At 69.0% G+C, this 26,970-nt stretch carries 26 protein-coding genes; 3 read left to right on the top strand and 23 right to left on the bottom strand.

What is annotated here, in order from left to right:
- Positions 1-9: 9 nt before the first annotated feature.
- The 18 genes from Strain318_RS06305 to tilS form a co-directional block, all read right to left on the bottom strand.
- The gene (locus Strain318_RS06305; RefSeq protein WP_367887661.1) at positions 10-351 is read right to left on the bottom strand and encodes a roadblock/LC7 domain-containing protein; all 342 of its coding nucleotides are present in this window, start codon (positions 349-351) and stop codon (positions 10-12) included.
- Complete coding sequence (locus Strain318_RS06300) at positions 348-1,154, bottom strand: tetratricopeptide repeat protein (RefSeq protein ID WP_367887660.1); 807 nt, start codon at positions 1,152-1,154, stop codon at positions 348-350. The genes Strain318_RS06305 and Strain318_RS06300 overlap by 4 nt, the downstream gene beginning before the upstream one ends.
- Entirely contained in the window at positions 1,144-2,124 is a 981-nt protein-coding gene (locus Strain318_RS06295) for a DUF4388 domain-containing protein (protein ID WP_367887659.1), read from the bottom strand. Before Strain318_RS06295 ends, Strain318_RS06300 begins: the two co-directional genes overlap by 11 nt.
- Positions 2,124-4,832 (bottom strand): tetratricopeptide repeat protein, encoded by a 2,709-nt coding sequence (locus Strain318_RS06290; RefSeq protein WP_367887658.1) that lies wholly within the window; start codon positions 4,830-4,832, stop codon positions 2,124-2,126. Before Strain318_RS06290 ends, Strain318_RS06295 begins: the two co-directional genes overlap by 1 nt.
- The gene (locus tag Strain318_RS06285; protein ID WP_367887657.1) at positions 4,829-5,455 is read right to left on the bottom strand and encodes a chemotaxis protein CheC; all 627 of its coding nucleotides are present in this window, start codon (positions 5,453-5,455) and stop codon (positions 4,829-4,831) included. Before Strain318_RS06285 ends, Strain318_RS06290 begins: the two co-directional genes overlap by 4 nt.
- Positions 5,452-7,440, bottom strand: coding sequence for a chemotaxis protein CheA (locus tag Strain318_RS06280; protein WP_367887656.1), 1,989 nt, complete (start codon positions 7,438-7,440; stop codon positions 5,452-5,454). Before Strain318_RS06280 ends, Strain318_RS06285 begins: the two co-directional genes overlap by 4 nt.
- Before the next feature lie 37 nt (positions 7,441-7,477).
- Positions 7,478-7,840, bottom strand: coding sequence for a response regulator (locus tag Strain318_RS06275; RefSeq protein WP_367887655.1), 363 nt, complete (start codon positions 7,838-7,840; stop codon positions 7,478-7,480).
- Between the two features lie 43 nt (positions 7,841-7,883).
- Positions 7,884-8,357, bottom strand: a complete 474-nt coding sequence (locus Strain318_RS06270; protein ID WP_367887654.1) for a chemotaxis protein CheW — start codon at positions 8,355-8,357, stop codon at positions 7,884-7,886.
- Entirely contained in the window at positions 8,344-9,342 is a 999-nt protein-coding gene (locus Strain318_RS06265; RefSeq protein ID WP_367887653.1) for an RluA family pseudouridine synthase, read from the bottom strand. Before Strain318_RS06265 ends, Strain318_RS06270 begins: the two co-directional genes overlap by 14 nt.
- A gap of 1 nt (position 9,343) precedes the next feature.
- On the bottom strand, positions 9,344-9,919 hold the full coding sequence (gene lspA, locus Strain318_RS06260) for a signal peptidase II (RefSeq protein ID WP_367887652.1): 576 nt from the start codon (positions 9,917-9,919) through the stop codon (positions 9,344-9,346).
- Complete coding sequence (locus tag Strain318_RS06255; RefSeq protein WP_367887651.1) at positions 9,906-10,328, bottom strand: TraR/DksA family transcriptional regulator; 423 nt, start codon at positions 10,326-10,328, stop codon at positions 9,906-9,908. Before Strain318_RS06255 ends, lspA begins: the two co-directional genes overlap by 14 nt.
- A 1-nt stretch (position 10,329) precedes the next feature.
- Positions 10,330-13,659 (bottom strand): isoleucine--tRNA ligase, encoded by a 3,330-nt coding sequence (gene ileS, locus Strain318_RS06250; protein ID WP_367887650.1) that lies wholly within the window; start codon positions 13,657-13,659, stop codon positions 10,330-10,332.
- A 17-nt stretch (positions 13,660-13,676) separates the two neighbouring features.
- On the bottom strand, positions 13,677-14,492 hold the full coding sequence (locus tag Strain318_RS06245; RefSeq protein WP_367887890.1) for a purine-nucleoside phosphorylase: 816 nt from the start codon (positions 14,490-14,492) through the stop codon (positions 13,677-13,679).
- A gap of 11 nt (positions 14,493-14,503) precedes the next feature.
- On the bottom strand, positions 14,504-14,995 hold the full coding sequence (locus Strain318_RS06240; protein ID WP_367887649.1) for a DivIVA domain-containing protein: 492 nt from the start codon (positions 14,993-14,995) through the stop codon (positions 14,504-14,506).
- Positions 14,992-15,693, bottom strand: a complete 702-nt coding sequence (locus Strain318_RS06235; RefSeq protein ID WP_367887648.1) for a YggS family pyridoxal phosphate-dependent enzyme — start codon at positions 15,691-15,693, stop codon at positions 14,992-14,994. Before Strain318_RS06235 ends, Strain318_RS06240 begins: the two co-directional genes overlap by 4 nt.
- 202 nt (positions 15,694-15,895) lie before the next feature.
- Positions 15,896-17,872 (bottom strand): ATP-dependent zinc metalloprotease FtsH, encoded by a 1,977-nt coding sequence (ftsH, locus tag Strain318_RS06230; RefSeq protein ID WP_367887647.1) that lies wholly within the window; start codon positions 17,870-17,872, stop codon positions 15,896-15,898.
- Between the two features lie 3 nt (positions 17,873-17,875).
- Entirely contained in the window at positions 17,876-18,433 is a 558-nt protein-coding gene (gene hpt, locus Strain318_RS06225) for a hypoxanthine phosphoribosyltransferase (RefSeq protein ID WP_367887646.1), read from the bottom strand.
- Positions 18,434-18,438: 5 nt separating this feature from the next.
- Positions 18,439-19,374 carry a tRNA lysidine(34) synthetase TilS gene (gene tilS / locus Strain318_RS06220; RefSeq protein WP_367887645.1) on the bottom strand — a complete coding sequence of 312 codons (936 nt, stop codon included), beginning with the start codon at positions 19,372-19,374 and terminating at the stop codon, positions 18,439-18,441.
- 83 nt (positions 19,375-19,457) lie between these two features.
- On the opposite strand from tilS, the gene Strain318_RS06215 reads away from it, so the two are divergent.
- The 3 genes from Strain318_RS06215 to Strain318_RS06205 all read left to right on the top strand — a co-directional run bounded on the left by Strain318_RS06215 (position 19,458) and on the right by Strain318_RS06205 (position 21,399).
- On the top strand, positions 19,458-19,643 hold the full coding sequence (locus Strain318_RS06215; protein ID WP_367887644.1) for a hypothetical protein: 186 nt from the start codon (positions 19,458-19,460) through the stop codon (positions 19,641-19,643).
- Between the two features lie 122 nt (positions 19,644-19,765).
- Entirely contained in the window at positions 19,766-20,341 is a 576-nt protein-coding gene (locus Strain318_RS06210; protein ID WP_367887982.1) for a LemA family protein, read from the top strand.
- 20 nt (positions 20,342-20,361) lie between these two features.
- Positions 20,362-21,399, top strand: coding sequence for a M48 family metallopeptidase (locus tag Strain318_RS06205; protein ID WP_367887642.1), 1,038 nt, complete (start codon positions 20,362-20,364; stop codon positions 21,397-21,399).
- A gap of 438 nt (positions 21,400-21,837) precedes the next feature.
- Here Strain318_RS06205 and Strain318_RS06200 read toward each other — a convergent pair whose 3' ends face one another.
- From Strain318_RS06200 to Strain318_RS06180, 5 genes are read right to left on the bottom strand one after another with little or no spacing between them, the layout of a single operon-like run.
- Positions 21,838-22,365 (bottom strand): hypothetical protein, encoded by a 528-nt coding sequence (locus tag Strain318_RS06200; RefSeq protein WP_367887641.1) that lies wholly within the window; start codon positions 22,363-22,365, stop codon positions 21,838-21,840.
- Complete coding sequence (locus Strain318_RS06195) at positions 22,362-22,760, bottom strand: hypothetical protein (RefSeq protein ID WP_367887640.1); 399 nt, start codon at positions 22,758-22,760, stop codon at positions 22,362-22,364. The genes Strain318_RS06200 and Strain318_RS06195 overlap by 4 nt, the downstream gene beginning before the upstream one ends.
- 23 nt (positions 22,761-22,783) lie before the next feature.
- Positions 22,784-25,588 carry a COG1470 family protein gene (locus Strain318_RS06190; RefSeq protein ID WP_367887639.1) on the bottom strand — a complete coding sequence of 935 codons (2,805 nt, stop codon included), beginning with the start codon at positions 25,586-25,588 and terminating at the stop codon, positions 22,784-22,786.
- Entirely contained in the window at positions 25,585-26,097 is a 513-nt protein-coding gene (locus Strain318_RS06185) for a hypothetical protein (protein WP_367887638.1), read from the bottom strand. Before Strain318_RS06185 ends, Strain318_RS06190 begins: the two co-directional genes overlap by 4 nt.
- Positions 26,094-26,885 (bottom strand): hypothetical protein, encoded by a 792-nt coding sequence (locus tag Strain318_RS06180; RefSeq protein ID WP_367887637.1) that lies wholly within the window; start codon positions 26,883-26,885, stop codon positions 26,094-26,096. The genes Strain318_RS06185 and Strain318_RS06180 overlap by 4 nt, the downstream gene beginning before the upstream one ends.
- Between the last annotated feature and the right edge of the window lie 85 nt (positions 26,886-26,970).

Here is a 26,970-nt window from a genome sequence, read left to right as displayed (position 1 = left end):
AATGGCGGATCACAGCGCCCCCGCGGCCTTGAGCATCTCGACGCGCAGCAAGCCGAGGTTCGCCCGCGACTCGGCCACCGCGACCAGCACGATGCCGTCGCGGCCGGCCGCCAGCACGCGCCCGCGCTCCGCTTCCAGCTCGCAGAACCCGGTCGCGCCGAACCCCGCGCTCGACGCGGCCCGCGCCGCCTTGCGGTACAGCGAGGCCGTCAGCGCCGCGAAGGCCGCCGTGTCCACGCCCACCTGCGCGGTGCCGTCGATCACGATCCCGTCCTCTTCGGCGACGACGAGACAGGCCATCACGCCGCGATGGCGCGTGACCGCCGCGAGGGCCGCTGCGAAGGCGCTCATGCGCCGAGCCCCAGCCACTGCCGCGCCAATGCCGCGCACTGGTCGAGTGTGCGGCGCACCAATCCCAGCGGCACCTCACGCGGCGCGGCGACCAGCGTGACGCCATCGCCGGTCGGCGCCATCACGACCGTCGCGGCCTCGGTCTCGAGCGCGATGCGCGTCCACGCGCCGAGCCCGAAGTGCCGCATGGCGCGCGTGGCTTCGTCGCCGACGCCGCTCAGGTGCGCGCCGATCAGTGCCCCGAGGTCCTCGCCCTCCGCCGTCAGGTACTGCCCCGCCACGACCAAGCCGTCGCGATCGAGCAGCAGCGAGACTTGGCCGCTCTCGCCCAGCACCGCGTCGAAGATCTGCCCCGGCGCGTGGGCGTGCAGCGCCGCGGCCGGCGGCGTCGACTCCGCCTCGGCGCGTGCCGCGTGCAGCGCCTCCCAGGCCGCCTCGAGCGCCGGATCGCCCGGCGTCGCCGCCCGCGCCGTCGCGAGGTGCGTCTCCGCCTCGCTCCAGCGTCCCTGCCGGTAGCAGAGGAAACCCAAGCCGCGATGCGCGGCCCCGAACTCCGGCGCGATCGCCAACGACTGCCGCCACGCGCGCTCCGCCGTCGTCTCGTCGCCCTGCGCCAGCGCGATCCGCGCGACGAGATCGTGCACGTCGGCGCGATGCGCATGCCGCTCGGCGCCCTTCCGCGCCACGCGCGAGGCATGCGCCATGTCGCCGCGCGCCAACAGCTGCTCGGCCAGCGGCAGGAAGATCAGGCTCGACGGATCCGCCGCCAGCTGCTCGCTCATCGCCCGGATGTCAGCGCTCACGCGGCACCTCCCGCTCGAGCACTTCCACCAACTTCGTGGCGCCGACCACAGCCTCGCGCAGCGCCGACGCCGCCGGATACTTCGGCGTGCTCTCGACGAATGCGCTCCACGTCGCGATGCCGTCCTCGAGCCTGCCCGCACGGAAGAACTCCGCCCCGCGCCGCAGCGCGCTCGGCGGCGTCCCCATCGGCGTCTGGTGCACCGACTTCCGCGGCTCGCTGGGCAATGCGACCGGCACCGACGCGCGCGTCGGCTGCCGCAGCAGCACGACGCCGGTGCTCACCATGCCGTAGACGATGCGCGCCACGTCGAACTCGCTCATCGACAGCGTGGCCGCGATGCTGCGCAGGTCCGTCTGGCCGTCGATCATCGCCAGCACCTTCCACTCCTGCGGCAGCAGGTCGAGCAGCGCCGGGTGATCCGCGTCGCCGGGCGCGAGGTCCGGGATCACCGACAGGTTCGGAACGCGGTCCGCGATACGCGACCACTCGTCGATGCGGCGCGCGCCCTCCATCAGCAGCGACTCCGTCCCGAGCGGCGCCGAGGCATCGCGCAGCGCGTCCTCGCTCATGCCTTCGGTGAAGCGGAAGTGCCCCTCCGACCACGACATCAGCTCGAACACCACGGCCTCGATCTGCAGCCGCATCTGCCGCTCCATCTCGCGCGACGTCACCAGCCCGAGCCCCACGAGGATCTCCCCGAAGCGCCGCCGGTCGCCCTTGGCCTGCGCCTCGCGCACCATCGCGAGGTCCGCGTCCGTGAGACGCCCGGACCGCACCAGCAGGTCGCCGATGCGATGCGGATTCGACTTGATGCTCGCCGAGATCACCTTGCCGTTCTCGAACAGCACCACGCCCTCGTTGTCGCGCAGCTGCGAGGTCACGGTGAGCGTGCCGGTCTTCCGGCTCAGGTCGAGGAGCTGGAAGACGTCGTGGATGCCGAGTTCGCGGAGCGGGCCTTCGATTGCCATCAGGCGTCCTCCCCGTCGAGCCGCTGCGAGATGGCCCGCGCCTCGCGGAACGCGCGCCGCGCGAACTCGCCTTGCGGGTCGAGCTCGGCCACGCGCCGGAAGCAGGCCAGCGCCTCGCGATACCGTTCCTGCCACGAGAGCAGCACGCCCTGATGGAACACCGCGCCCACATGCGCGGGGTCGAAGCGCAGCACGCGCTGGAACGCGAACGCGGCGTCGTCGGGCCGCTCCATCTCGAGCAACAGCTCACCCAGCGCGACCAAGCCGTCGAAGCTGTACGGATCCTGCTCGAGGAACTCCACCAACAGCGCCAGCGCCTTCGCGGGCACGCCGCGCTGCCGGTGCAGGTCGGCCAGCGCCAGCGTCGCGTCGGCATACGTCGGCACCGCCTCGAGCGCGGCGAGCAGTTCGCCTTCCGCTTCCAGGAAGTCGCCGCGCCCGATCAGCAGCTGCGCCAAGTCATAGCGCACCGCCGCGAAGTCGCCGTCGATCGCCAAGGCGTGCCGGTAGGCCGCGATCGCCGCGTCCACGTTGCCCATCGCACGCAGCACGTTGCCGATGCCCCGCTGCACCTCGGCGCGCTTGGGGTCGGCGCGGCGTGCCTGATCCAGGACCTCCAGCGCCCCTTCGGGATCGCCGCTTTCGAAGCGGGCGGTCGCGATCAGCAAGAGCGCGTCCACGTCATCCGGCAGCAGCCGCAGCAACGCCGCCGCCGGCTCCGCGGCATCGGCCCCGCGCCCGAGCATGAGCAAGGACTGCGTCTCGCCGCGCAGCGCTTCGGCGTAATCCGCCCGCGCATGCCGCGCCGCCTCAAAGCGCTCGAGCGCATCGCCCCAGGCGCCCTGCCGCCCGAAGGCCTCGCCCAGCAAGACGTTGCCACGCGCGCCGTCGGCCCCGCGCTGCATCGCGCGGCGGATCTCCGCCATCGCGCGGTCCACGAGGCCCTTCGAGAGGTAATCCTCGGCCAGGGCGAAGGGATCGCCGTCCGGCGCCGCCGCCTCGGCGGCTGCCTCGGCCGTCGCCGGCTCCAACTGCTTGAAGATCGCGTCGAGGATGCCCGTGTCGAACGTGAACGTCTCGACGCCGCCGCTGAGTCGCCTCTCGCCGCCGAGGTCCGGCACGACGGTGAGGTCGGCCTCCTCGAACTCGAGGTCGATGGCCAGCTGGAAGGTCTGCGGCGTGTAGTACGGGTCGATCTCCAGCGCGCGCTTGGTCTCACGCAGCGCCCCGGCGTAATCGCCGAGGTTCGTCAGCGAGAAGCTCAGGTTGTAGTGCGCTTCGGCGTAGTCGGGCTTCGCCTGGATCGCGCGTGCGTAGGCCGTGCGTGCCTCTTCGAAGCGCCGCAGCTCCGCGAGCACCAAGCCCACGCCGTTCCACGCCACCGCCGCCTCGGCGTCGTGCTCGAGCACCTGGCGGTAGGCTTCGAGCGCGAGCTGGTAGCGCTTGGCCCGCACCAGGAGCAACGTGAGGTTGAGCCGCGCCTTGGTGAACGTCGGTGCCGCCCGCAGCGCCTCGCGGAACTCGTCGACGGCGTCCTCGGGCTCACCCGCGTGGAACAGCGACACCGCGAGGTTGTTGCGCGCGATCGCGTACTGCGCATCCAGCTGCAGCGCCCGACGGTAGCTCTCCGCCGCACCGGCGTGGTCGCCCGTCTGATGCAGCGCGATGCCGCGCTCGTTCCACAGCTTCGGCGAATCCGGCCGCAGCGCGAGCAGCTCGTCGAACAATGGAATCGCCGCCGTCGGATCCTTGCGGATCAGGTGCAGTTCGGCGGTCGCCTGCAGCACGAGCGCGCGGTCCTCGCCGATCTCCAGCGCCAGTTGGTACTCGCGCATCGCCTCGGTGAGCAAGCCCTGCTGTCGGAACGCATTGCCCAGCGTGTAGTGCGCCAGCGGCTCGCCTTCGGCGATGCGCATCTGCTGCTCGGACTTCCGCGCCTGACGCCCCGGGACGAGCTGCTCGTACTTCTTCGGGTCGTACTCGTCGAGCGAGAGGTTCGCCTGCGCGCGCGACAGCGCCGGATTCAACTGCACCGCGCGCTTCGAGGCCTTCTGCGCTTCGTCGTGGCGACCCATGTCGCCCAGCACGAACGAGAGCAGGAAGTGCGCATCCGGATGATCGGGGTTGAGCTGGATGGCCCGCTGCAGCGACCCCAGGGCTTCGTCGAAGGCGCCTTGGTTGTACAGCACCTCGCCGACGTAGAAGTGCAGCAGCCCGCTCTGCGGATCGCGCGCCAGTGCCGTGCGGAACCAGCTCAGCGCCACGCCGAGGCGGCCCGCGGCCTTCTCGGCGAGCCCGAGCTGGATCATCGCGCCGACATCGCCCGGCCGCACGGCAAGCAATGCCTGGAACTCCGGAATCGCATCCTCGGGTTGGCCCAGCAACGCGAACGCGCGGCCCAGCTCCCACCGCGCATCGCGATCGTCGGGCTTGTGCCGCAGGCGCTCCCGCAGCTCCGCGACACGACGGTCGTAGTAGCCGGTGTTGAAGTACGCGATCTCCAGGTTGCGCTGCGCGACCTGCATCTTCGGGTCGATGTCCAGCGCCTTGGTGAAGGCGTCGACGGCCTCCTCGAACAATCCCTTGGTGTAGTACAGCACGCCAAGGTTGTTATGCGCCCCCGCGTCCGCCGCGTCGATCCGGCGCGCGAAGCCGCGCAGGACCTCGCGGTCCCGCTCCGACGTCGAGGCGGTGGACAGCCGGTTCACGCGACCCGGATCGCGGTGAGCATCGCCCGCAGCGACGCCGGATCGGGCAGCAGCAGGAAGAACCCGCGCAGCGGCGCGGCGTCGTTCTGCAGCTGGAACTCGCTCTCCACGCAGAACACATGCGAGGCGCCCGCCGACGTCTCGACGAACGTCGTCGAGAGCACCGCATCGCTCATATCCACGGCGAGCTGCGGCGGCGAGTTCAGGATCCGCATGCCGAGGAACTCCGCCAGCGCGTTGAGGTACGCCGCGGAGAGGATGTTGCCGGCCTCCTTGAGGGCGCTCTCCTCGATGGCGCCCATCTGCGTCACCGGGCGGCCGCCCATCATCAACGACGCGATGCGCTGCGCGATCGGCTGTGGGAACACCAGCAGCGTGAGGCCGGTGAGGTCCCCCTCGACGCGGATGGCCACCGCCGCGACGGGTTCCTCGGCGTCGCCGATCTGGTTCGGCACGTCCTCGATCGGCGCCACCGAGATCTGCGGCACCGAGATCATGATACGCTGGCCGGTGATCTCCGACAGCGCCGTGGCCGCATGCCCCGCGCCGATGTTCGCCACTTCGCGCAGCGCATCCAAGGCCGCCCGCGAGAGGTTCCGTACGTCGTCCACTGAGTCCGTCACAGGAGGCTCCCCACGTCCACGATGAGCGCCGGGGCCCCATCCGCGAGGATCGTCGCGCCGCTGAACAGCGCCAATCCGTCCCGCGCCCCGTCGAAGGCCTTCACCACGATGTCTTCCTGCGCCGTGAGTTCGTCCACCACCAGCGCGGCACGCCGCTCGCCGCGCTCGATCACCACGATCTCACCATCCAGCTCCGCCGCCTGGCCCGGCAACTGCACCACCTCGCGCAGCCGCAGCAGCGGCAGCACCTCGTCGCGCAGCAGCAGCATGTCGCGTCCCTGCACCGGCTGCACCACGGCCGTGCGACGCTCCAGCGTCTCGCGCACATGCGTGAGCGGCAGCGCGTAGCGCTCGGCCCCCACGCGGGCCAGCAGCGCGCGCACGATCGCCAGCGTCACCGGCAGCCGCAACGCGAGCGTCGTGCCCTCGCCTTCGCTGCTGCGCAGCTCCACCGAGCCGCCCAAGGCCCGCACGCGGCTGATCACCGCATCCACGCCCACGCCGCGTCCGCTCACCGCCGTCACGCGATCGCTGGTCGTGAAGCCGGGATGCGCGATGCACTTGAGCAGGCCGTCGTCATCGAGCCGCTCCGTGCCCACCGGCACCAAGCCGAGCTGCAGCGCGCGGGCCAGCACGCGGCGGCGGTCGATGCCGCGCCCGTCGTCGCGCACGGTGATCACCACGGCGTTGCGATCGCGGTGGGCCGCCAGCACCAGGCGACCGGCGCGCGGCTTGCCCGCCGCCTCACGCTGCGCCGGCGCCTCGAGCCCGTGGTCCACCGCGTTGCGCAGCAGGTGCACCACCGGCTCGCCGATCTCGTCGAGCACCGAGCGGTCGAGCTCGATCTCCTTGCCCTCGATCGTGAACAGCACGTCCTTGCCGAGCGCGCGCGCCACGTCGCGCACCAGGCGCGGGAAGCGGTCGAAGACCTGTCCCACCGGCACGAGCCGGCTCGTCATGATCTCGCTCTGCAGGTCGGCGATCAATCGCGTCGCGTCGTCCATCGCCTCGCGCAGCGCCGCGTCGCCCTGCCGCGCCACGAGCGACTGCAGGCGCCCGCGCACGATCACCAACTCGCCGGCCAAGTCGAGCAGCGAGTCCAGGCGCGCAAGTTCGATGCGCACGTGCCGCGCCCGCGGCGCGGCGCCGCGCTCGGCGGGCCCCAGCGCATCGGTGGCCTCGAGGATGTCGCTCACGCGCCGCATCGGGTGCAGCGTCACCGAGGGAGACTCCACGGTCACCGACGGCGCCTCCACGATCGGCCGCGCAGCGGCCGCGCGCTCCTCGACGCGCACGCTCAGCACATCCCCCGCGCCGCGCACCGCGTGCTCGAGCTCGGCCGCGCCGGCGGCCGTCTGCATCCGCACGCTGAACGCCTGCGGCGTCGTCGCCGCCTGCAACGCATCCGCCGACGGCACGCAGGCCAGCACCTCGCCCAGCGCCCGCAGCCGCTGCACGGCCATGAAGGCACGCACGCCCGGCAGCACCGCCGTCGGCTCCTGCACCACGTGCACCAGCGTACCCTCGCCATCGAGCGGATCCAGCGCCTCGGCCGGCAGCTTCACCACGCCGCTCGCGCGCATCACGCGGAACTCCGCCGTCGAGCGGCCTCCCGCGATGTCGTGCAAGCGCTCGAGTGCCGACTGCATGGCTGGCGTCAGCGCGGTGCCCTCACGCGCATGCTCGATGCCGTCTTCCAAGGCATCGGCCGCCGCGAACAGCGCGTCCATCAGCTCCGCGCTCACCGACTGCTCGCCGTCGCGCACCTTGGCCAGCAGCGACTCCAACTCGTGCGAAAACTCGGCAACCGCCGAGTATCCCATGGTCGCGCTCATGCCCTTGATCGTGTGCACGCCGCGGAAGATCGCCGCCACCGGCTCGGCGGGGTCATCCCCCTGCTCGATGGCCAGCAACGCGCGGTTCAGCGCCGAGAGCTGTTCGCGACTCTCGGTGCGGAAGAGGTCCGCGTAGCGTGACGGATCCATCGGCGGCTCGGGCCTGGCGCGACGCGCGGCCGGGCGGTTAGCCCAGGACCCGCTGCACCGCCTCCAGCACGCGGCTCGGCTGGAAGGGCTTCACCACGAAGTCCTTCGCGCCCGCCTGGATCGCCTCGACGACCAGCGACTGCTGCCCCATCGCGCTGCACATCAGCACCTTCGCGTTGGGATCGAACTTCGTGATCTCGCGCACCGCGTCGATGCCGCCCATGTCGGGCATCACGATGTCCATCGTCACGAGGTCGGGCCGCAGCGCCTTGTAGCGCTCCACCGCCTGCGTGCCCGTCTCGGCCTCGCCGACGATCTCGAAGCCCGCCTGCGTCAGGATGTCACCCACCATCGTGCGCATGAAGATCGCATCGTCGCAGATCAGCACCGTCGGAGCCACGCGTCCTCCTCCCCGTTCCGCTTGAGTCGTGCCGGCCCTGCGCTCACGCGTCGGCGATCGCCGCGCGTTGCAGGGCCTCCAAGTCGAGCACCATCGCCGGCCCGTCACCTGCCGTCACGAGCCCGCACACTGCGCCACCCGCCGACCGCGCCTCGTCCACCGCCTCGAGACCCGCGTCGGCACGCACCACGCCGTCCACCCGGTCCACGCGCAGCCCGAACTTCCGCTCGGCGACTTCCACCATCACCACCGGACCCGTGGACGCCGCACCGCCCAGCCGCTGGCCGGTGTCCACCACCGTCAGCACCGTGCCGCGCACGTTCACCAGCCCGGCTATCCAAGACGGCGCACCGGGCAGTCTGGTCACGGCTTTCACGGTCAAGATTTCGCGACTCTGCAGCAGGGGCAGCGCCACCCGCTGCCCGGCGGCTTCAGCGACCAGAAAACGGTCCGCATCCCGGGGGTCGTCCTCCGCCCCCGGACCGGGCTCCGCCGACGTCAGGTCACTGAGATTCACTATAGAAGCCAAAGTACTCCAGTGCGTCAGGCCGGGCAAACAACCCCGGATCGCCGGCCGCCCGGGCCAGCGACTTCCGCAGGTCCTCCGGCAGCGGCGCGCGCAGGTCCATCGGCGCTCCCGTCACCGGATGCGTGAACGCCAGCCACGCGGCATGCAGGAAGTGCCGCTTGGGCGGCAGGTCGAGCAACTTGCGTCCCCCGCCCCCGCCGTAGGTGTCGTCGCCCGCCACCGGATGGCCAATGCTCGCCAGGTGCACGCGGATCTGGTGCGTGCGGCCCGTATGCAGCTCGGCGCGCAGCAGGTCCACGCTGTCGAATCGCGCCAGGCGCACGAAGTCCGTGCGCGCCGTGCGCCCTTCCGGCCGCACCGTCATGCGCGTGCGGTCGTTCGGATCGCGCGCCAGCGGCTTGTCCACGCGCACGCGCTCCGTGTCGAGATGGCCCCAGGCCAAGCACGCGTAGCGCCGCTTCACCGTGCGGGCGGCGATCTGCCCCGACAGCGACTTGTGCGCGCGATCGCTCTTCGCCACCACAAGCAGGCCGCTCGTCTCCTTGTCGAGGCGATGCACCAGCCCCGCGCGCTCCTTCCCGCCACCGTCGGCCAGCGCCTGCCCGCGCCCGAGCAGCGCGTTCACCAGCGTACCGCTCCAGTTGCCCGGGGCCGGATGCACCACCATGCCCGCGGCCTTGTCCACGACCACGAGGTCTTCGTCCTCATAGACCACGCGCAGCGGAATCTGCTCCGGCGTCACGTCGCGGCCCGGCGGCACGGGGATTTCCACGACCACCGTCTCGCCGCCTTCGGCGCGGAAGCTCGCCCGCGCGTTTGCGCCGTTCACCGTCACGCGGCCGGTGGCGATATGCGTCGCCGCCTGTGTCCGCGATTGTCCCGTGCGCCGCGCGACGATGAGATCGAGCCGGTCGCCCACATCCTCGGCGTCCAGCGTGAACGTGTGCCGCCCCGGCCCCAGCGGCTCCGTCATCTCAGGACGCGCCGTGCGCGTCCGGCGCGGCGGTCGCCTCGTCGGTCGCGTCAGCGGACGCCTCGGCCTTCGCCAGCCGTTCCGCTTCCACGTCCTCGCGCCACAGCACGATCGCCAGGGCGATCGCCCCGCAACTCACCGCGATGTCCGCGATGTTGAACGTCGGCCAGCGCCAGTCGCCGACGCCGACGTCGATGAAGTCCACGACGCCCCGCGAGGAGCGCACGCGGTCCACGAGGTTGCCGATCGCGCCGCCGGCGATCGTCGCCAGGGCGATCACCTTCAGCCGCGCCTCCGGCACGCTCTGGCGGTACATCGACCAGAGCACGCCCAGCGCGACGAACGTGAGCACGATGAAGATCCACCGTGACCACGGCCCGAGGTGCAGGCCGAACGCCGCACCGGGATTGTAGACCAGCGTCCAGCGCAGCACGTCGCCGAGCACCGGATGCGGCGTATGGATCGGCGCGAGGCGGTCCACGGCGAGCAGCTTCGTGAACGCATCCGCGAGCACGATGCCCCCCGTGATGGACAGCACGCCGACGGGGCCGAGGCCCCCGGGCTCACTTCTTGCCATCTTCCTCACGCTGCTTGCAGTCGATGCAGTACCGCGCATGCGGCAGCGCGTCGAGGCGGTCGAAGCCCACTTCGCCGCCGCAGTTGTGGCACTTCCCGAACTCCTCGGGCGTGCGGTACAGCCGGCGCAGCGCCTGGTCCACATGCCACAGGAAGCGCCCCTCCTTGGACGCGAACAGGAACGCCTTCTCGCGCTCCATCGCGTCCGTGCCCTGGTCGGCCATGTGGAACGAGTAGGCCGACAGGTCGCCGTCGGCGCCCTGCGGCGTGTTGCCAAAGGTCTCGTCATAGTGGCCGAGCTCCTTCAGCACGCGCCTACGCTCTTCCAGGAGGCGCTTCTCGAAGTACTGGACCTGCTTCTTCGGGAAAGGCTTGAACTTCTTCTCGCCGCCGGGGGTTGGGGTCGCCATGTCAGCTGTCCTTGGTAAGGGCAATGCGCGCCACTGCGCCGTCGAGGTCCACCTCGGCGGTCGCCGGCCACGCGGGGGACGGGAGCGCGTCGGCGACGACGCACTCCCGGGCCAACGTCTCCTGCGCAATCCAGCCCGCGTGCGGGCGGAGAGCGTCCTGCACGGCAGCGTCCGCCGCGACGACCAACCGGATCCGGTCGCTCACCGCGAGCCCGCTGTCCTTCCGCAGCCGCTGCACGCGGCTCACCACTTCGCGCGCCATGCCTTCGGCGCGCAGTTCGGGCGTCACCGTCGGATCCAACGCCACCGACAGGCCGTCGCCCTGCTGCACCACCAGCGACGTCGACGCCCTCGCCGTGATCGTCACGCGCGTCGCGTCGAGATCGAGGGCGCCGTAGCCCGGCACCTCGACCGTCACCTGACCACCCGCCTCGATCGTACGCAGCTGCGCCTGGTCGAGATTCTCGACGATCGGCTTCGTCGCCTTCATCGCGCCACCGACGATCTTGCCCAGCACCGGGAAGTTCGCCTTGCCTTCGAGGCGCACCCAGTCGGCGGCGGAGTCGGCGAACGTCACCTGCTTGAGATTCAACTCGGCGGCCACGAGGCCGGCGATCATTGAATGCCAAGACGGGTCGACACGCGGGGCCACGCACGTCATCGCGCCAAGGGGCTGACGCACCTTGACGCCAGCCACTTCGCGCGCCGCACGACCGAGTGTTGCGAGCGTCCGCGCGGCCTCCATCGCAAGCTCAAGCTCCGTGTCGACCACGGCGGCAGAGACCGCGAGCTGCGTTGCGCCATCGAGCGTGGTGGCATCCGCCGCACCAGGCCGACGGAAATCCGCCAGATGCACCGACTCGCCCGTCAGCTCGTGATGGATCCAATCCGCGATGAATGGCGCGAACGGCGCCAGCAACCGCGACGTCACCACAAGCACCTCGTGCAACGTCGCGAACGCCGCGCGGTTGTCGTCGCCATCCACTTCATAGAAACGGGCGCGCGACAAGCGCACGTACCAATTCGCGACGTCTTCCGTCACGAAATCCATGAGGAGACGCGCCGCCGCAGTGGCGTCGAAGCGCTGCAGCGCCGCGTCCACCTCGGCTTCCACCGCCGTGAGCCGCGAGAGCACCCAGCGGTCGAGCACGGGGCGATCCGCCACGCGCGGATCCGCCGCCGACGGCTCCCAGCCGAAGTTCGCGTACTGGGCAAAGATGCCCGAGTACACGTTGCGCAGCGTCACGAGGAAGCGCCCCGCCGTCTCGCGGATCACGGCTTCGTCAAAGCGCCGCGGCACCCACACCTGCGAGCTCGCCATGAGAAAGAGCCGCACCGCATCCGCACCGTGCTTCTCCATCACGCCGCGCGGATTCACCGTGTTGCCGCGCGACTTCGACATCTTCTGGCCGTTCGCATCGAGCACGAGGTCGTTCACGACCACTGCGCGGTACGGCGCGGCGCGTGACGCCGCGCTCCCCTGTGCCGCCGTCGCGTCGCCGCCGTTGTTCGGCAGCGCATCGCCGAGCCCCGTCGCGATCGCCAGCAGCGAGTAGAACCAGCCGCGCGTCTGGTCCACGCCTTCCGCGATGAAGTCCGCCGGGAAGTAGCGCGCCACCTGCTCCGCGCTGCCCGCCTGGTGCGGATAGCCCCACTGCGCGAACGGCATCGAGCCCGAGTCGAACCAGGTGTCGATCACCTCGGGGACGCGCCGCATCGTGCCCGTCCCGCTGGGGGCCGGCCACGTGTATTGATCGACATGCGGCTTGTGCGGATCGAAGTCCGCCGGCAGCGGCTTGCCGATCTTCGCCGCCAACTCCGCGTACGAGCCGATCACTTCCATCTCGGCCGGGTCCGTGTCATTCACCCATACCGGCAGCGGCGTGCCCCAGTAGCGGTCGCGCGAGATCGCCCAGTCGATGTTGTTCTCGAGCCACGACCCGAAGCGCCCCGCCCCGACTTCCGGCGGATTCCAGTTCACGGCCGCGTTGCGCGCCATCATCTGGTCCTTGTACGCCGTCGTGCGCACGAACCAGCTGCTGCGCGCGTAGTACAGCAGCGGCGTGCCGCAGCGCCAGCAGTGCGGATACGCGTGCACGAACTTCTGCGCCTTCCAGAGCTGGTCGCGCTTCTCGAGCTCCTCGATGATCAGCGGGTCCGCCGTCTTCACGAACTTCCCGCCCACCACCGGCATCTCCGCCGGGAACTCGCCGCGGGCATTCACCGGATTCACGAACGCGAGCCCATGCCGCTGCCCCGCCGCATAGTCATCCGCACCGAACGCCGGCGCCATGTGCACCACGCCCGAGCCATCGTCGGCCGAGACGAACTCCTCGCCCACGATGACCTGCGTCTTCCCCTCGTCCGGATACTCCACCCAGTCGAGCGGCCGCTGGTACGACAGCCCCACCAGGGACGCGCCCTTGAACAAGCCGATTTCGTCCCAGCGCTCGCGGTAATCCGCCCCGAGCACCGCCCCCGCGCGCGCCTCGGCGAGAATGATCGTCCAATCGGACACATTCTTCTTCCGCAGCTCCACGTAGTGCAGCTCCGGATGCACCGCCAACGCGACATTCGAAACGAGTGTCCACGGCGTCGTGGTCCACACGACAATGCGACGCCGAACGGCAGCTGGAAGAGACGTCAGCCCAGTGGCAGTGCCTCCCAACTCCCCACTCCCAACTCCCAACTGCAGGTCCAACGCCACATAAACGGAAGGATCCTCAACATCCTCGTACCCCTGCGCCAACTCATGCGACGACAACGCCGTCCCACACCGCGCACAGTACGGCAGGATCTTATGCCCCTGATACAGCAGCCCCCGCGTGTGCAACGTCTTCAACGCCCACCACACGCTCTCCACGTACTCGTTCTCATACGTGACATAGGGATGGTCGTAATCCAACCAATACCCCATGCGCGACGAGACCTCCTCCCAGTCCCCCTTGTACGTCCACACCGACTCCCGGCAGCGACGGTTGAACTCCGCCACGCCGATCCGCTCGATATCCTGCTTGCCGCTGATGCCGAGCTGCTTCTCGACCTCGATCTCCACCGGCAGCCCGTGCGTATCCCACCCCGCCTTGCGCGGCACGTGATGCCCGAGCATCGCGCGATGCCGGCAGAACAGGTCCTTTACCGTGCGGGCGAACACGTGGTGGATGCCCGGCTTGCCGTTCGCCGTCGGCGGGCCCTCGTAGAACACCCAGGCCGGCGCATCGGCGCGCTGCGCCTGCGCCGCGGCGAACACGCCGTCGCGCGTCCAGCGCTGCTGCACTTCCTGTTCCAGCGCGTCGGCGGTCAGCTCCGGCGCAATCGTGCGAAATCGCATGGCAGTCCCAGTATTCGTCACAGCCGCTCCACCACGCCGCGCACCAGCGCGGTCAGCTTGGGCTCGGCCACCGCCGCCACCGCGAGGATCTTCTCCAGTGAGGCTTCTTCCAAGGTCTCCGGCACACAGGCGTCCGTGATGATCGAGATGCCCAGCACGCGCATGCCCTGCTGCCGCGCCACGATCACTTCCGGCACCGTGCTCATCCCCACCACGTCCGCGCCCATCGTGCGCAGCATCACGTACTCAGCGCGCGTCTCCAGGTTCGGTCCCATCACCGCCGCGTAGACGCCGCTGCGCAGCGTCGTGCCCTGCCCCGCGGCGACGTCCGCCGCCAGCGCACGCAGCTCGGCGTCGTACGGGGCCGACATATCGGGAAAGCGCGCGCCCCACTCCGCGTGGTGCGGCCCCACCAACGGATTGTCACCGAGCAGGTTGATGTGATCGGCGATCGCCATCAGGTCGCCCGGCGCCCAGTCGGCGCGGATGCCGCCGCAGGCATTGCTCACCACCAGCGTGCGGGCGCCCAACGCGTGCATCACCCGCACCGGCAATGTCACCTGCTGCAGCGAATAGCCCTCGTAGCGATGGAAGCGGCCCTGCATCGCCACCACGCGCTTGCCGCCGAGCGTGCCGAACAGCAGGCGACCGCTGTGCGACTCCACCGTCGACGTCGGGAATCCCGCAATCGCCTCGTACGCGATCGCCGTCTCGACCTCGATGGCCTGCGCGAGCCCACCGAGGCCCGTGCCGAGGATGATTGCGATGTCGGGCACGACGGCGCTGCGCTGGCGGATCGAGTCCACCGCGCGCGTCACGTCGGCCGGCGACATCCACGTCATCGTCAGCCCTGGGGATGCTGCAGCAACGCGTCCGCCTCGGCGATGTGCCGCTCGGCAATCGCCCGCAGTTGCGCCAGGTACGCACGCCGCACGCGATCGAGCTGCTCGATCTCGCCCTGCAGCTGCGCAACCTGCCGCTGCGCGTCGTCCTTGATCTGCTGCGCGGCCGACTCCGCCTCGCGACGCATCAAGTCGGCCTCGCGCGCCGCCTGCTCCTTCACCTCTTCGCGCAGCTGCTGCGCCGACACCAAGGCCTCGTTGATCGCCTTGTCGCGCTCGCGATAGTGCTTGAGCTGCTCGTGGAAGTTGCGGACCTTCGCCTCGAGCTCACCGTTCGCACGCGTCAGGCGCTCGAGTTCCTCGGCGAGCTGTTCGCGGAACTGGTCCACGCGCTGGCGGTCGTAGCCGCGCATCGCCGAACCGAAGTCGTATCGGCGCACATCCACCGGCGTGAGGTGGAAGATGTCGTCGCCGCCTTCGAGTTGCTCGCTCATCCGCCCCTCGCCCCGAACAGGACCGTGCCGAGGCGGACCATCGTGGCCCCTTCCTCGACGGCGATCAGATAGTCCCCGCTCATGCCCATCGACAACTCGTGCGCATCGTGCCCCGCCGCGCGCAGCAGTTCACGCGCCTCGCGCGCCCCACGGAACACCTGCCGCAACACCGCCTCCGGCGCATCGAACGGCGCCATCGTCATCACGCCCCGCACCCGCAGCGAGGGCATCCCGTGCAACCGTTCCGCCTCGGCCGGCACCTCCGACAACGCATGCCCGCCCTTCGTCTCCTCACCCACGATGTTCACCTGCAGCAACACATCCAGCGTGATGCCTCGCTTGGCCGCCATCGCTGCGGCCTCATCGGCCAGCTTCGCGCGGTCCATTGCGTGGAACAGCCCGAACGACGGCAACGCCTTCACCTTGTTCGTCTGCAGATGCCCGATCAGGTGCCAGGTCAGGCCGTGGGGCATCGTCCCCGCCGCCGTCAGCGCCTCCTGCTTGGACAGCGCCTCCTGCACCTTGTTCTCCCCGACGTCAGTGATGCCAGCTGCCGCAGCGGCCAAGACCGCCTCGGGCCCGTGCGTCTTCGTCACCGCAATCAGGCGCACCGCTTGCCCATGCCCGCCACGCGCCACCGCATCCGCGATTTCGCCGCGAACCTGCGCCACCCGCTGCTTGAGTCCCAAAAACTCCATAACCTATTGAAAATACTGGTGCTTAGGGCGGCGTGGTAGTAGCGAGGAGCGAAGAGCGAGGGAAAGAATCGAGGGATGAGGGAACGAAGAGGATGGGCACAAAGGGAGAGGGGCGAGTGGGATTTCCACTCGCCCCTTCGTTCCCTCTACTTCGGTCCCTCACCCCTCGCTCTTTCCCCTCGCTCTTCGCTCCTGCCGTTACTCACGCCGGCGAAGGCTCCGGCCCACCGATCACCGGCGGAACGCGCCGAGCTTCCGGAGCCGGCACAATCGTCGGAGCGGGCACCGCCGGCGTGCTCGGCGGCTCCTGCCGCGGCGGCAACGCCTCGCCCTTCTCGAGAATCGCGATGTCCTCGCGCGTCAGCGTTTCGCGCTCAAGCAGCGCGGTGGCGATCGCATCGAGCAGCGGACGGTGCTGCGTCAGCGTGTCCACGGCTCGGTTGTACGCCTCGTTGATCACGCGCGACACTTCGTCATCCACCTGCTGCGCCGTGCGCTCCGACACCTGGCGACGGCTCGTGAGCTCGCGGCCGAGGAAGACTTCCTGCTCGTTGTCGCCCACGAGGATCGGACCGATGGCATCCGAGAGGCCCCACTGCGAGACGTAGCGCCGGGCGATGCCCGTCGCCTGCTGGATGTCGCTCGCCGCACCCGTCGTCACGCGATCGCGCCCGAACACGAGCTCTTCCGCCACGCGACCGCCGTAGGACATCACGAGGCGCGCCTCCAGCTGCTCGCGCGTCACCGACACGCGGTCGTCTTCCGGCAGCGTGAACGCCAGCCCCAGCGCGCGGCCACGCGGCACGATCGTCACCTTGTGCAGCGGGTCGTTGCCCTTCACGCGGATCGCGCAGACCGCATGCCCTGCCTCGTGGAAGGCCGTCAGGCGGCGCTCTTCCTCGCGCATCACCAACGACTTCCGCTCGGCGCCGAGCATGACGCGGTCCTTCGCGTCCTCGAAGTCCACCATGTAGATCTTGTCGTGATTGCGACGCGCGGCCAGCAGCGCAGCCTCGTTCACGAGATTCGCGAGGTCGGCGCCCGCCATGCCCGGCGTGCCGCGCGCGAGACGCTCGATCTCCACGTCCGCCGCGAGCGGCTTGTTGCGCACGTGCACCTTGAGGATGCCGATGCGGCCCTTGAGGTCCGGCGCATCCACGACGATCTGTCGGTCGAAGCGGCCCGGGCGCAGCAGCGCCGGGTCGAGCACGTCCGGACGATTCGTCGCGGCAATGAGGATCACGCCATCGTTCGACTCGAAGCCGTCCATCTCCACGAGGAGCTGGTTCAGCGTCTGCTCGCGCTCGTCATGCCCGCCGCCCAAGCCGGCGCCGCGATGGCGACCGACCGCGTCGATCTCGTCGATGAAGATGATGCAGGGCGCGTTCGCCTTGCCCTGCTCGAAGAGGTCGCGCACGCGGCTCGCGCCGACGCCCACGAACATCTCCACGAAGTCAGAGCCCGACATCGAGAAGAACGGACGTCCCGCTTCGCCGGCCACCGCCTTGGCGAGCAGCGTCTTGCCCGTGCCCGGCGGGCCCACGAGCAGCGCGCCCTTCGGCAGGCGACCGCCGAGCTTCGTGAACTTGGCCGGATCCTTGAGGAACTCGATGATTTCGCGCAGCTCGACCTTGGCCTCGTCCGCACCGGCGACGTCGGCGAAGGTCACCTTCGGCGTGTCACCCGAGAGCAGCTTGGCCTTCGACTTGCCGAACGAGAACGCCTTGTTGCCGCCCGCCTGCATCTGGCGCAGCAGGAAGACCCAGATGCCGATGATGATGATCCACGGCAGCATCTGCAGGAGGATCGTGCCCATCGACACGCGCGGCGGTTCCGCCTTGATCGCCACCTGCTTGGCGCGCAGGCGCTCCAACTCGGCGTCGCTGTTCGGCACCGGAAGCAGCACGGAGAAGCGCCGCACCTCGCGGCCTTCGACGAGGACGCGGTTCTTGAACTCGCCGTTGATCTTCGTGCCGCCGACGATCGTCACGCGCGAGATGTTGTCCGCGCCGAGTTGCGTGTCGTAGACGGAATAGTCCACCAGCGGCGACTGCTCGTTCCGACCCGTCGTCATCTGGAAGAAGACGAAGGGCACGAGGAACGCCAGCACCCAGAGCGACAGGGTGCGGGACGCTTTGCTGAAACCACCGGGCTTCTGCTGCTGCGGGGCGTTGGCCATCAGTTACTCCAGACTCGCGACGTACGGGACGTGGCGGAAATCCTCCGCATGGTCCAGTCCGTAGCCGACAAGGAATTCGTGCGGAGCGTCGAACCCGACGAACTTCACCGGGTGCGAGAGATGCTCCGCGATATGCTTATGCAGGAGGGCGCAGATCTCGAGCGAGGCGGGCTTCCGTTCGCGCAGCAGGTCCATGAGCACCTGCAGCGTGCGGCCGGAATCCACGATGTCCTCGACCAAGAGGATGTGCTTCCCTGCCAGTTCCGTCTTCGGGTCATACACCAGTTGGACGTTCCCGGATGACACGGTGCCGGCGCCGTAGGACGACGCCACCAGGAAGTCCACGTGCAGCGGGCGCTTGATCTCACGCACCAGGTCCGCGAGGAACACGAAGCTCCCCTTCAGGAGCCCCAGGACCAGCAACTCGCCGTCTGGGTAGGAAGCGGTGATCTGGTCGCCCAGTTCCCGGACGCGGGTGGCGATGGCCTGCTCGTCGAAGGCCACGCGCTTGACGGCGCGGCCGCGCAGCCGCGGGTCGCCGGAAGTCGAAAGAGGCGTCATCTACATCAATATAGACGCCGAAGGACGAATGTGCTGGCCGTGCAGAGCACCTCGCCACCCGACAACTGGACCCGACCGCCCGCCTTGGCCCCTGCCGCCCAGGCCGTCACGCGCGCGATCCCTCGCCGATCCATCACGAGTCCCACGCGCGCGGCGAGCTCCGGCCAGATCACGGCTCCACCCGCAGGGTCGAGCGTTCGCAGCGGCCCCGCGCGTGCCGCCACGCGCTCCGCGTCCACGAGCACGGGACTGAGCGTCGCGTCCACCCACGCGGCGACCTGCGCGCGCCACGCCGCTGCGCGGCCGGACAGCTCCCAGCACCAGCGCGCGAATCCGGGCGAGGCGCGCTCGAGCGCGGGTAGGAGCTCATGTCGCACACGGTTGCGCGCGAACGCCATCGAGCGGTTGGAGGGATCCTCCACCCAGGTGAGTCCGCGCGCGCTGGCGAACGCCGCAACCGTCTCGCGCGGGAGTGCCAGGAACGGCCGCAGCACGTCACTCGCCACGCGCATGCCCGCGAGACCGCGCGGGCCGCTGTCGCGCAGCAGCCGCAGCACTACGGTTTCGACTTGGTCGTCCCAAGTATGCGCCGTCACCACCGTCGCCCGCAGTTCCGCCGCCCAGCCGCGCAGGAAACGCCAGCGGGCCTCGCGCCAGGATGCCTCGTCGCCCGCGCCCGCTGCGCCGAGGGCACCCGTCATCACCGGGAGCTGCAGCGCCATCGCCGTCCGCTCCACCAGCTGCACGGCGCGCGTCGCCGCGCGTCCGGTCCCGTGGTCGAAGCTCGCCACGCCCGCCACCTCGTGCCCGCGGGCCGTCGCGAAGGCGTCGAGCAGCGCCATGGAATCCCGCCCGCCGCTCACCGCCAGCAGCCAGCGCCCCCGGGGCAGTTCGGCGAGGGAACGATGGACGGATTCCAGCGCTTCACTTTGCGTCGGCATCTGGCTAACATACTCGCCGACGCGCGCTCGCCGTGACGGCAGGCGCCCATCGACTTCACCCCGGACATTTCGGAGCGAATCCCGTGGAACAGGCGTTTGGCGGTCCTCTTGGTACCCTCTGGGCCGGACTCGGCATGGGCGCGTACTACGTGGGCCTCACCTGGATCAACATCCTGCTCGGCTTCTTCCTCACGCCGCTGTTCATCATCCCGGCCACCTGGGTGATGGACGCCATGGCCAAGAAGAAGGCCGCGCAGGCCGGCAACTAAGCCGGCGGACGCGCCACGGTTCGCGCTGACACCCGCGCGACAGGATTTCGTAAAGACGGGGGGCGATGCCAAGCGGCGTCGCCCCCCGTACCTTTTCGGTGGACCCCCTTCCGGAGACCGCTGTGCTCATCCTCGGCATTGTCGCCGTCGTCGTCGTGTTCTGGTTGATCTCGGCCTACAACGGCCTGATCGCCCTCCGCAACCAGACCGCCAACGCGCTCAAGCAGATCGACGTGCAGCTCAAGCGCCGCCACGACCTGATCCCCAACCTGATCAGTTCGGTCCAAGCGGCCATGGATTTCGAAAAGGACACCCTCCAGGCCGTCATCAGCGCGCGCAACAGCGCCATCCAGGCGTCGGCGGGCTTTGATCCCCAGCATGTGAAGCAGGTCGCTGCCGCCGAGACCCAGCTCACCGGTGCGTTGGGCCGCTTCATGGCCGTCGTCGAGGCGTATCCCGACCTCAAGGCCACCAGCAACATGAAGTCGCTGCAAGAGGAGCTCGCCTCGACCGAGAACAAGGTCGGCTTTGCGCGCCAGCTCTACAACGACACCGCCACGCAGTACAACACCAAGCAGCAGCAGTTCCCCACGAACCTCGTGGCGGGCATGGCGAATGCTACGCCGGCGGAACTGTGGGAGATCGAGGACGCGGCCGAGCGGGCGGTGCCCAAGGTCGAGTTCCGTCGCGGCGCATAAGCCGAGCGCGGTGACCATTCGTGGCTGAGCCCACGACCCTCAATCTGTTCGAGCAGCAGGCCGCCAACCGCCGGAAGTCCCGGTGGTTGGTGGCCGGCTTCCTGCTCTTTTTCCTGTGGCTTGGGCTAGGCGGCGACCTCGCCCTGTTCCTGTACGCGCAGGACTTCACCGACGAGGCCGGCCGGACGGTCTACCAGCACCGGTTCCCCTGGATCGGCACCGTACTCGGCGTGCTCGCCCTCGGCCTCACGCTTGATGTGCTCCGGAACGGCGGCAAGCGGGTCGTGAAGCAGGTCGGCGCCCAGCCCCTGGTGCACCCGACCAGCGACCAAGAGCGGCAGTTGATGAATGTGGTCGAGGAGATGTCTGTCGCCTCCGGCCTGCCCATGCCGTCGGTTTACATCGTTCCCGACCCCGATCCCAACGCGTTCGTGTCCGGGACCAAGCCCGGCGAGGCCCACCTCGCCGTGACCTCGGGTTTGCTCGAGCTCCTCAACCGCGACGAGCTGCAGGCCGTCGTGGCGCACGAGATGGGGCATGTGAAGAACGAGGACACCAAGCTGATGACCCTCATTGCCGGGCTCGGCGGGGCCATCCTGTTGATCCGGGACATGATGCTCCGGACCACGTTCCGGAGCGGCCGCGGGGGCGGCGGCGGGTCCCGGCGGGAGGGTAAGGGCGGAAATCCCTTAGCCCTGATTGTGCTCGTTGTCTGGCTTCTGTCCTGGATTTTGGCGCCGATCATCGTGCGCCTGATGGCCATGGCGGTGAGCCGGAGTCGCGAGTATTTCGCGGATGCGATGGCGGCGCAGTTCACGCGGAACCCGGCAAGTCTTGCCGAGGCGCTGGCGAAGATCGAGTCGCATCATGCGCCGACGACGACGATCTCGACCGGGGTGGCGCACCTGTGCATTGTGGATCCGACGGGGCGGCGGGCGAACCGGAAGGAGGGGTGGTTCGCGGATTTGTTTGCGACGCACCCGCCGATGGCGATTCGGGTGGCGCGGTTGAAGGCGATGGCGTTTCAGGGCACGGGTCGCGAGAAGACCGCGAGCTGAACCTCGAGGCTGCGCAGGCACAGTTTCGGCCGTCCTCGCAAGAGCACAACTGCCGCATGGTAGATCGGCCGTGAGCAACCGAATCGCCGCTTCAACACGCCGTCACATCGTGCAACTTTGTGATTATCGCAAAGCACACAGAGCCAACATGCTTGATATGCGCGCGCCTTTGCATGGCTATGCGCAACAATTCGATCAACAAACGAGATGAATGCGAGGCTGTAAAATAGCCTGAAATATCAACTTATGGACATCACTTACAGTGACACTGGTCGCATTCGGGCGTTGAGCGCGACATATCCACATCCCGCGAAGATTTGGCGAGATCGTGCAGCAACATGAGGCCGATAATACACCGCATTCATTTTGGGCGGCGGCCGTGACCGCGGTGGAACGCAGGTGTTCAGCGGTCGCCGCGAGGCGCAACGGCGAGCGTGGTCATGGCGACGTTACGGTCACTTCCAACGGCAGCGAGTATGTCCCTGCCGTCTCCAGCGTCCAGGCCAGTGCGGCCCGCAGATAGACCGTGACGCTTGAACCGGCGGTGGCCGTACCGCTCGAGACCGCCGCAAAACTGGTCGTCATGTTCGTGAAGCCCGACACCGCAGACAGGGACCACTGGAGATCACCTGCCGGCTTCGTCTGCCGCGCGGAAAGCGGAGCAGCCGTCCAGGTCGTGGCGGTGGATCGAATCGACACCTGCCAGGGCGTGTTCGCGCGAACAATGAAGCTAAAGCTTCCGTTGCCCGTCACACTCGCGTCGAACTGTGCGATGTCCGGAGTAGGAATCGTGACGGTGGAGGTCGACAGGATCAATCGCGCGACGTACCCCACGCCGACCGTCACGGAGCGAGTTGCGTTACCGGTGACCGTACAATTGGCCACGTTCGTCGCGGTACAGGTCTGGGCGGCCAGTGGACGGAGGGCGGCGACCAGCAGCAGCGCGACGACACCGCGGATTCTCATCGAACCCGCTCCGCACGAAACTCGCCGGACGCGCTTGCGGGAGCCCCGGCCCAGACGCCAACGAGGGTATCGGCGCGGACCTCCGCCACGAAACGCCGCTCCCCGTCCGGCAAGGTCACCGCGAAGTCTACATCGGTAAGCCCGACCACCGTCCCCGTGGTCGGACCACCGCGAGTCACGACGATGCCGAGCCGATCGGTTTCCTGCCACGACAGCGAGCCGACAACCTGCTCAGCGTCCTGCCCCGAAAAGACCAGCGTCCCGCTCAGCTGCAACACCGGAGCGGACTGCGAGCCCGCAAACGTCCAGGTTCCTCGGAGATCCGCGAACGGACCTTCCGGCTCGCCGGCCAACGCGCACCCCGCAGCGCTCATCGCGACGAGCAGCCCCGCCATACTGACGCCATGCGCCGGTGACCTCACGGAATCACCCTTCGGGAGCGCTGATCTGGGCCGCTTCGGGAGCCGGAGCCACCGCGGGGCCCGACACCACCTCGCCCTCCCTGTCGCGGCGGCGTGATGATGCGCACCGCGCGTCCGCGAACCGGTACGTCAATCGTCAGATCGTCCCCTGCGCGCAACAACAACGTAGACTCTTCGATGCGCACCGGCTCCGAGAGCCGGGCCGTGCTGGTCCGCATCACGTATCGCCCGCTCGGGAGGTCCGTGAAGAGGAACTTGCCTCCCCCAACGTTCATGCCCACCCACTCGAAGCCCTCGGCGTCTCGCAGCCAGACATCGGCGTTCGCCAGGTCGACGTTCGGAACGCGCCCCTGATCATCCTGCTCAAGTCGTAGCTGCAGGGTTGCGCGCGAAGTGGCCACGAGCGGAATCTCCACGCGCTCCACCGTGTCGGCCGCGTATCGCGGATGGAGCAAAAGACCCGTCGGGATGGAGGAGAGGTCCGCGCGCAGCCGGCCGCGCATCGACCGCGGCACTTTGAAAGTGCCGGACCGCGACGAGACGAATCGATAGTTGGCGAAATGAAAGACGACGCCACCTACCCCGCGCTCGCCAGGGTCGCGCCGCCCGTCACCGTTCTCGTCGACAAAGACGACGCGCTCCGTCGTGCGCAGCACACCCTCGAATGCGGTCGCAGACACGCCAACGCGCACCGCTGCGATCACGCCGACACGGCCGGAGCGATCCAGGAGGAAAGGGTTCCGCTCGACGGACCCCCCGATATCGACGCCGCTCCGCAACGTCGTCGAAACATCGCCGCGGAGGATGACACCGGTGGGAGAGAGCGAGTTGCTGATGGTCTCGATCTCCGAGCCGAAGCGCACGAAGGCGTTCCCCACACTCACCGTGAGATCGGACCAGCGTAGTGACTGGTTCAGTTGCCACGGGGCCGCGCCGCCGCCTCGGCCGGTCTCGACCAGCGTGTTGGAGTAGTCGAGCCGCCCCAGCCGCTGGAAGTCGCGCGACACCCCGATGCCCGTCTGCCGCTGCTGGGCCGAGCTGCGGTTCGTCGCGCCACTGACGAGCGTGGCAAACCGCGAAATCGCGCTGAGCCGCAGATTCGCGGAGAACTGCCAAGCGCCGCGCATCGTGGAGAGGTCGGTTCCGATCGACAGCTGCTCGTTCCCGAAACTCCCACCCGAGCCTGCGCCCGCCGACAACTCCGACTCCGCGCTGTTGAGCCGCAGATTCCAGGTCGTCTGTGGCGTGAGCGCGTACTGCGCCCCGACGCCAACCGTCCGCGCCGCGAAACTGCGGACGATTGCGTTACCATCACGCGTCTGCTGCGCATTCGCCGAAAGCGCGAGCCGCCGGGAGTACTCGTGTCGGGCATCGAGCATCCACATGCTTTCCGACGCCGCAAAACCGTTGGCTCCACCCGGCGTCTGCACTACGCTAGCGCTCCAGCGCGTTTGAAGGCCATTCTGCGCGACGCCCACCCGGTAGCCAAGGGCACGACCACCGGCCACGTCGCGCAGCGCAAGGCCGGCGCTCGACGACACCGCGCCGAAATGCACGTCGCCGATCTCAACCGCCAACGCGTCGAGCGCGCGGCCCGCACCGGGCAGGAAGCCGCTGCGCTCACGCAGCGACGTGATGCCAACCGCCATTTGGCCAACGGGGACATCAAACGTCGCGCGCACGCCGGTGAAATGGCCGCGCGACTGGAGGCCGGCGTGGGGTCGCGCGGCAAGCGCCTCGACGCGCGATCCGAAGACCGGCGCGTGCACCACCACACCCTCGCCGTTCGGCGCCATACCAGAAAGGGCGCCAAAGTCGGCGGCCGCGATGCCGGCTGAGGCGCGCCACGATGCGCTGCCCAGCGTTGCCTGGAACGGTTGCCGCACCACACCGAGCGTGCTTAAGCCCAGCACCCCAAGCCCCTGCCCCTGCGGGGGCAGCGCGAGGTCAAGCGAGAAATCGATCGAATCGCTGACCGGTCCGGCGATGCGGAACCCGCCGGCGGAGGCCGTGCCGTCCCGCGACGCCGCGACGCCGTAGAACGGATTCATCGTCACGCCAGGCAAGCGGGTCGGCGTGCTGGCCACTTGGAGGATGGTCCGCGCGGCGGCGATGCTGTCGCCGACGAAGCCGTCCTCGCGTACGAGCGACAGCGCCACCGGAAACTGCGCGCCGTTCGCCGGCGGGACGCGCAGCGCGACCGTCACGGTCGCTTCGCCGTACGGCGCAAGCGACACCTGCGGTCCATCCAGGCTGCGGGCGGCGAGGGCGGGATTCGCGGCGATTTCGACACGCAGGCGTTCAACAGCATTGCCGAGATTCCGCACGCGGTATACCAGTTCCACGCGGTCACCCGACTCGAGGTCGCGGACTTCGCGAAGCCCGCTGACGATGACAGAGCGAACGGCAGGAACGCGAAGGATGATCGGCACCGCGACGCTGCGTCCGTCCTCGACCGCGAACACGACGTCGGCGACGTCGAGCAGCCCGATCAAGGCCGTGGACGGCACGCGAAGCGTGAGCAGGAGCGGCTGCACGCCGCCACGCTCGCTCCGCAAAAGATCGCCGGTGAGGCGGCCCATGACCGCGACCGCCCCGCTCAACACCACCTCGAACTGCACCCGCTCCGCATCTGCCAGGTCCTGCGGAACGGGTACGACGAGCGTAACCAAGCTTCGCGGAGCGCCCGACACCGACACCGGAAGCGCGCGGCGCCGGGGCTCGCCTGACGCCTCCGCGCGTGCAGGAAGCACGAGCAGCAAGGCCAAGAGCGCCATGAGGCCTTTTCGCCAGTCAATCACGGCGCCGTCACCACGAGCTGGAAGTCAATGCGAAACTGGGTCGCAGCGGTTGGCGGCGTTCCCGTCCAGCTCAACAAGTAGCGCCAGAAGATCGAATTCGACCATGGATCGTTGGTGCCATTGAACGTCGCGGTGCGCGTCTCGACCAGCGCGAAGCCCGTGGTCAGGGTGTTCCACGTTCCAAGGTCGGACCGGCGCCACTGCAGCGCCGATACGGGCAACGTGCCGGAGTTCGGACAGGCTGTCTGGCAGCGCACGTTGACCGTCGTCACGCGCACGGGGAAACCACCGCCGACGTTTGTGGTGAGGTCCACGCTGAAAGTCGAGGAGCCGAGCGAGACCGACCCAGCCTCGAAGTCGGTTGCGGTCGGGTTGGTCACGGACAGCGGGAGGCCACTGACCGTCAGCACCGTACGTCGGTTCTGTGCTCCGATGCGTCCCGAAAGGACGACGAGCAAGAGGAGGGCGACGGCCGTGCGAGAGGCGAGGCGCCACGAGAGCGCGCTCACGGAACCTCGAAATCCAACTGCGCGGCAGTGATCTCGTCGCCGCCATAGTCGAGCAGGATCACCACGACGTAGCGACCCGGCGCCAAATCGCGGGGCAGCGGCACCAGGATGTCACGGAATGCCATCGGGGTGATGTACGCAAGCGGGCCGTCGAATGCCTTCAGCAACTCGGTGCGCTCGTTGCGCACCTCGACCTTGGTGACGACGCGCAGGTGCGCAGTACCGGTGTTGGCGAGCCGGACCGCCGCCTGCGCCGACTGCACGGAGTCACCGGTTTCCGTTACGCGCCACACGTCTTCGACGTCTGCCGACACGACCTCAGCGGCGATGACGGCATCTGGAGCGTGGACGTAGAGCTTCACACCGATGACCATCGAGATGTTGACGCCCATGCGGCCGCCGCCGTCGCTCGGCGGGCTGACGCTCCGCGCCTGGACGACCGCCCAACAGCCCGTCTCGGGCGCCTCGGTGCGGGGGCGGTACGTCACCCGCACGAACTCGACCGCGCCCGGCCGCAACTGCAGGGTCTGCGGGAACACGTCGACGCGGTCTCCGCAGGTCCCGGCCTGCTCACCCAGCGGTACGAACCGATTCACGCCGGCGGAGTCGCGCTCCCAATCACTCAACACGAATTGCAACTGCTGGACAGTGTCCGCCGTGCTCCGCACGGAAAACGCTTGGACGATTGCACTGGGACCGTTCGGCGTGACGTGTAGCTCTAGCTCGTCGACATTGAACTGAGCCGCCGCACTGCGGCCCATCGCCGCGAACGCGACCACCGCTGCCATCAAGACACATGTCCGGATTCGCATGGTGGTCGCGCTCACGTGAGGGATCACAGAGGAAAACAGAGAAGTCAGCGAGTCGAGTCGC

The organism is Pseudogemmatithrix spongiicola, from assembly GCF_030623445.1.
GTDB lineage: Bacteria > Gemmatimonadota > Gemmatimonadetes > Gemmatimonadales > Gemmatimonadaceae > Pseudogemmatithrix > Pseudogemmatithrix spongiicola.
This window is presented reverse-complemented; position numbering and strand designations above follow the sequence as displayed.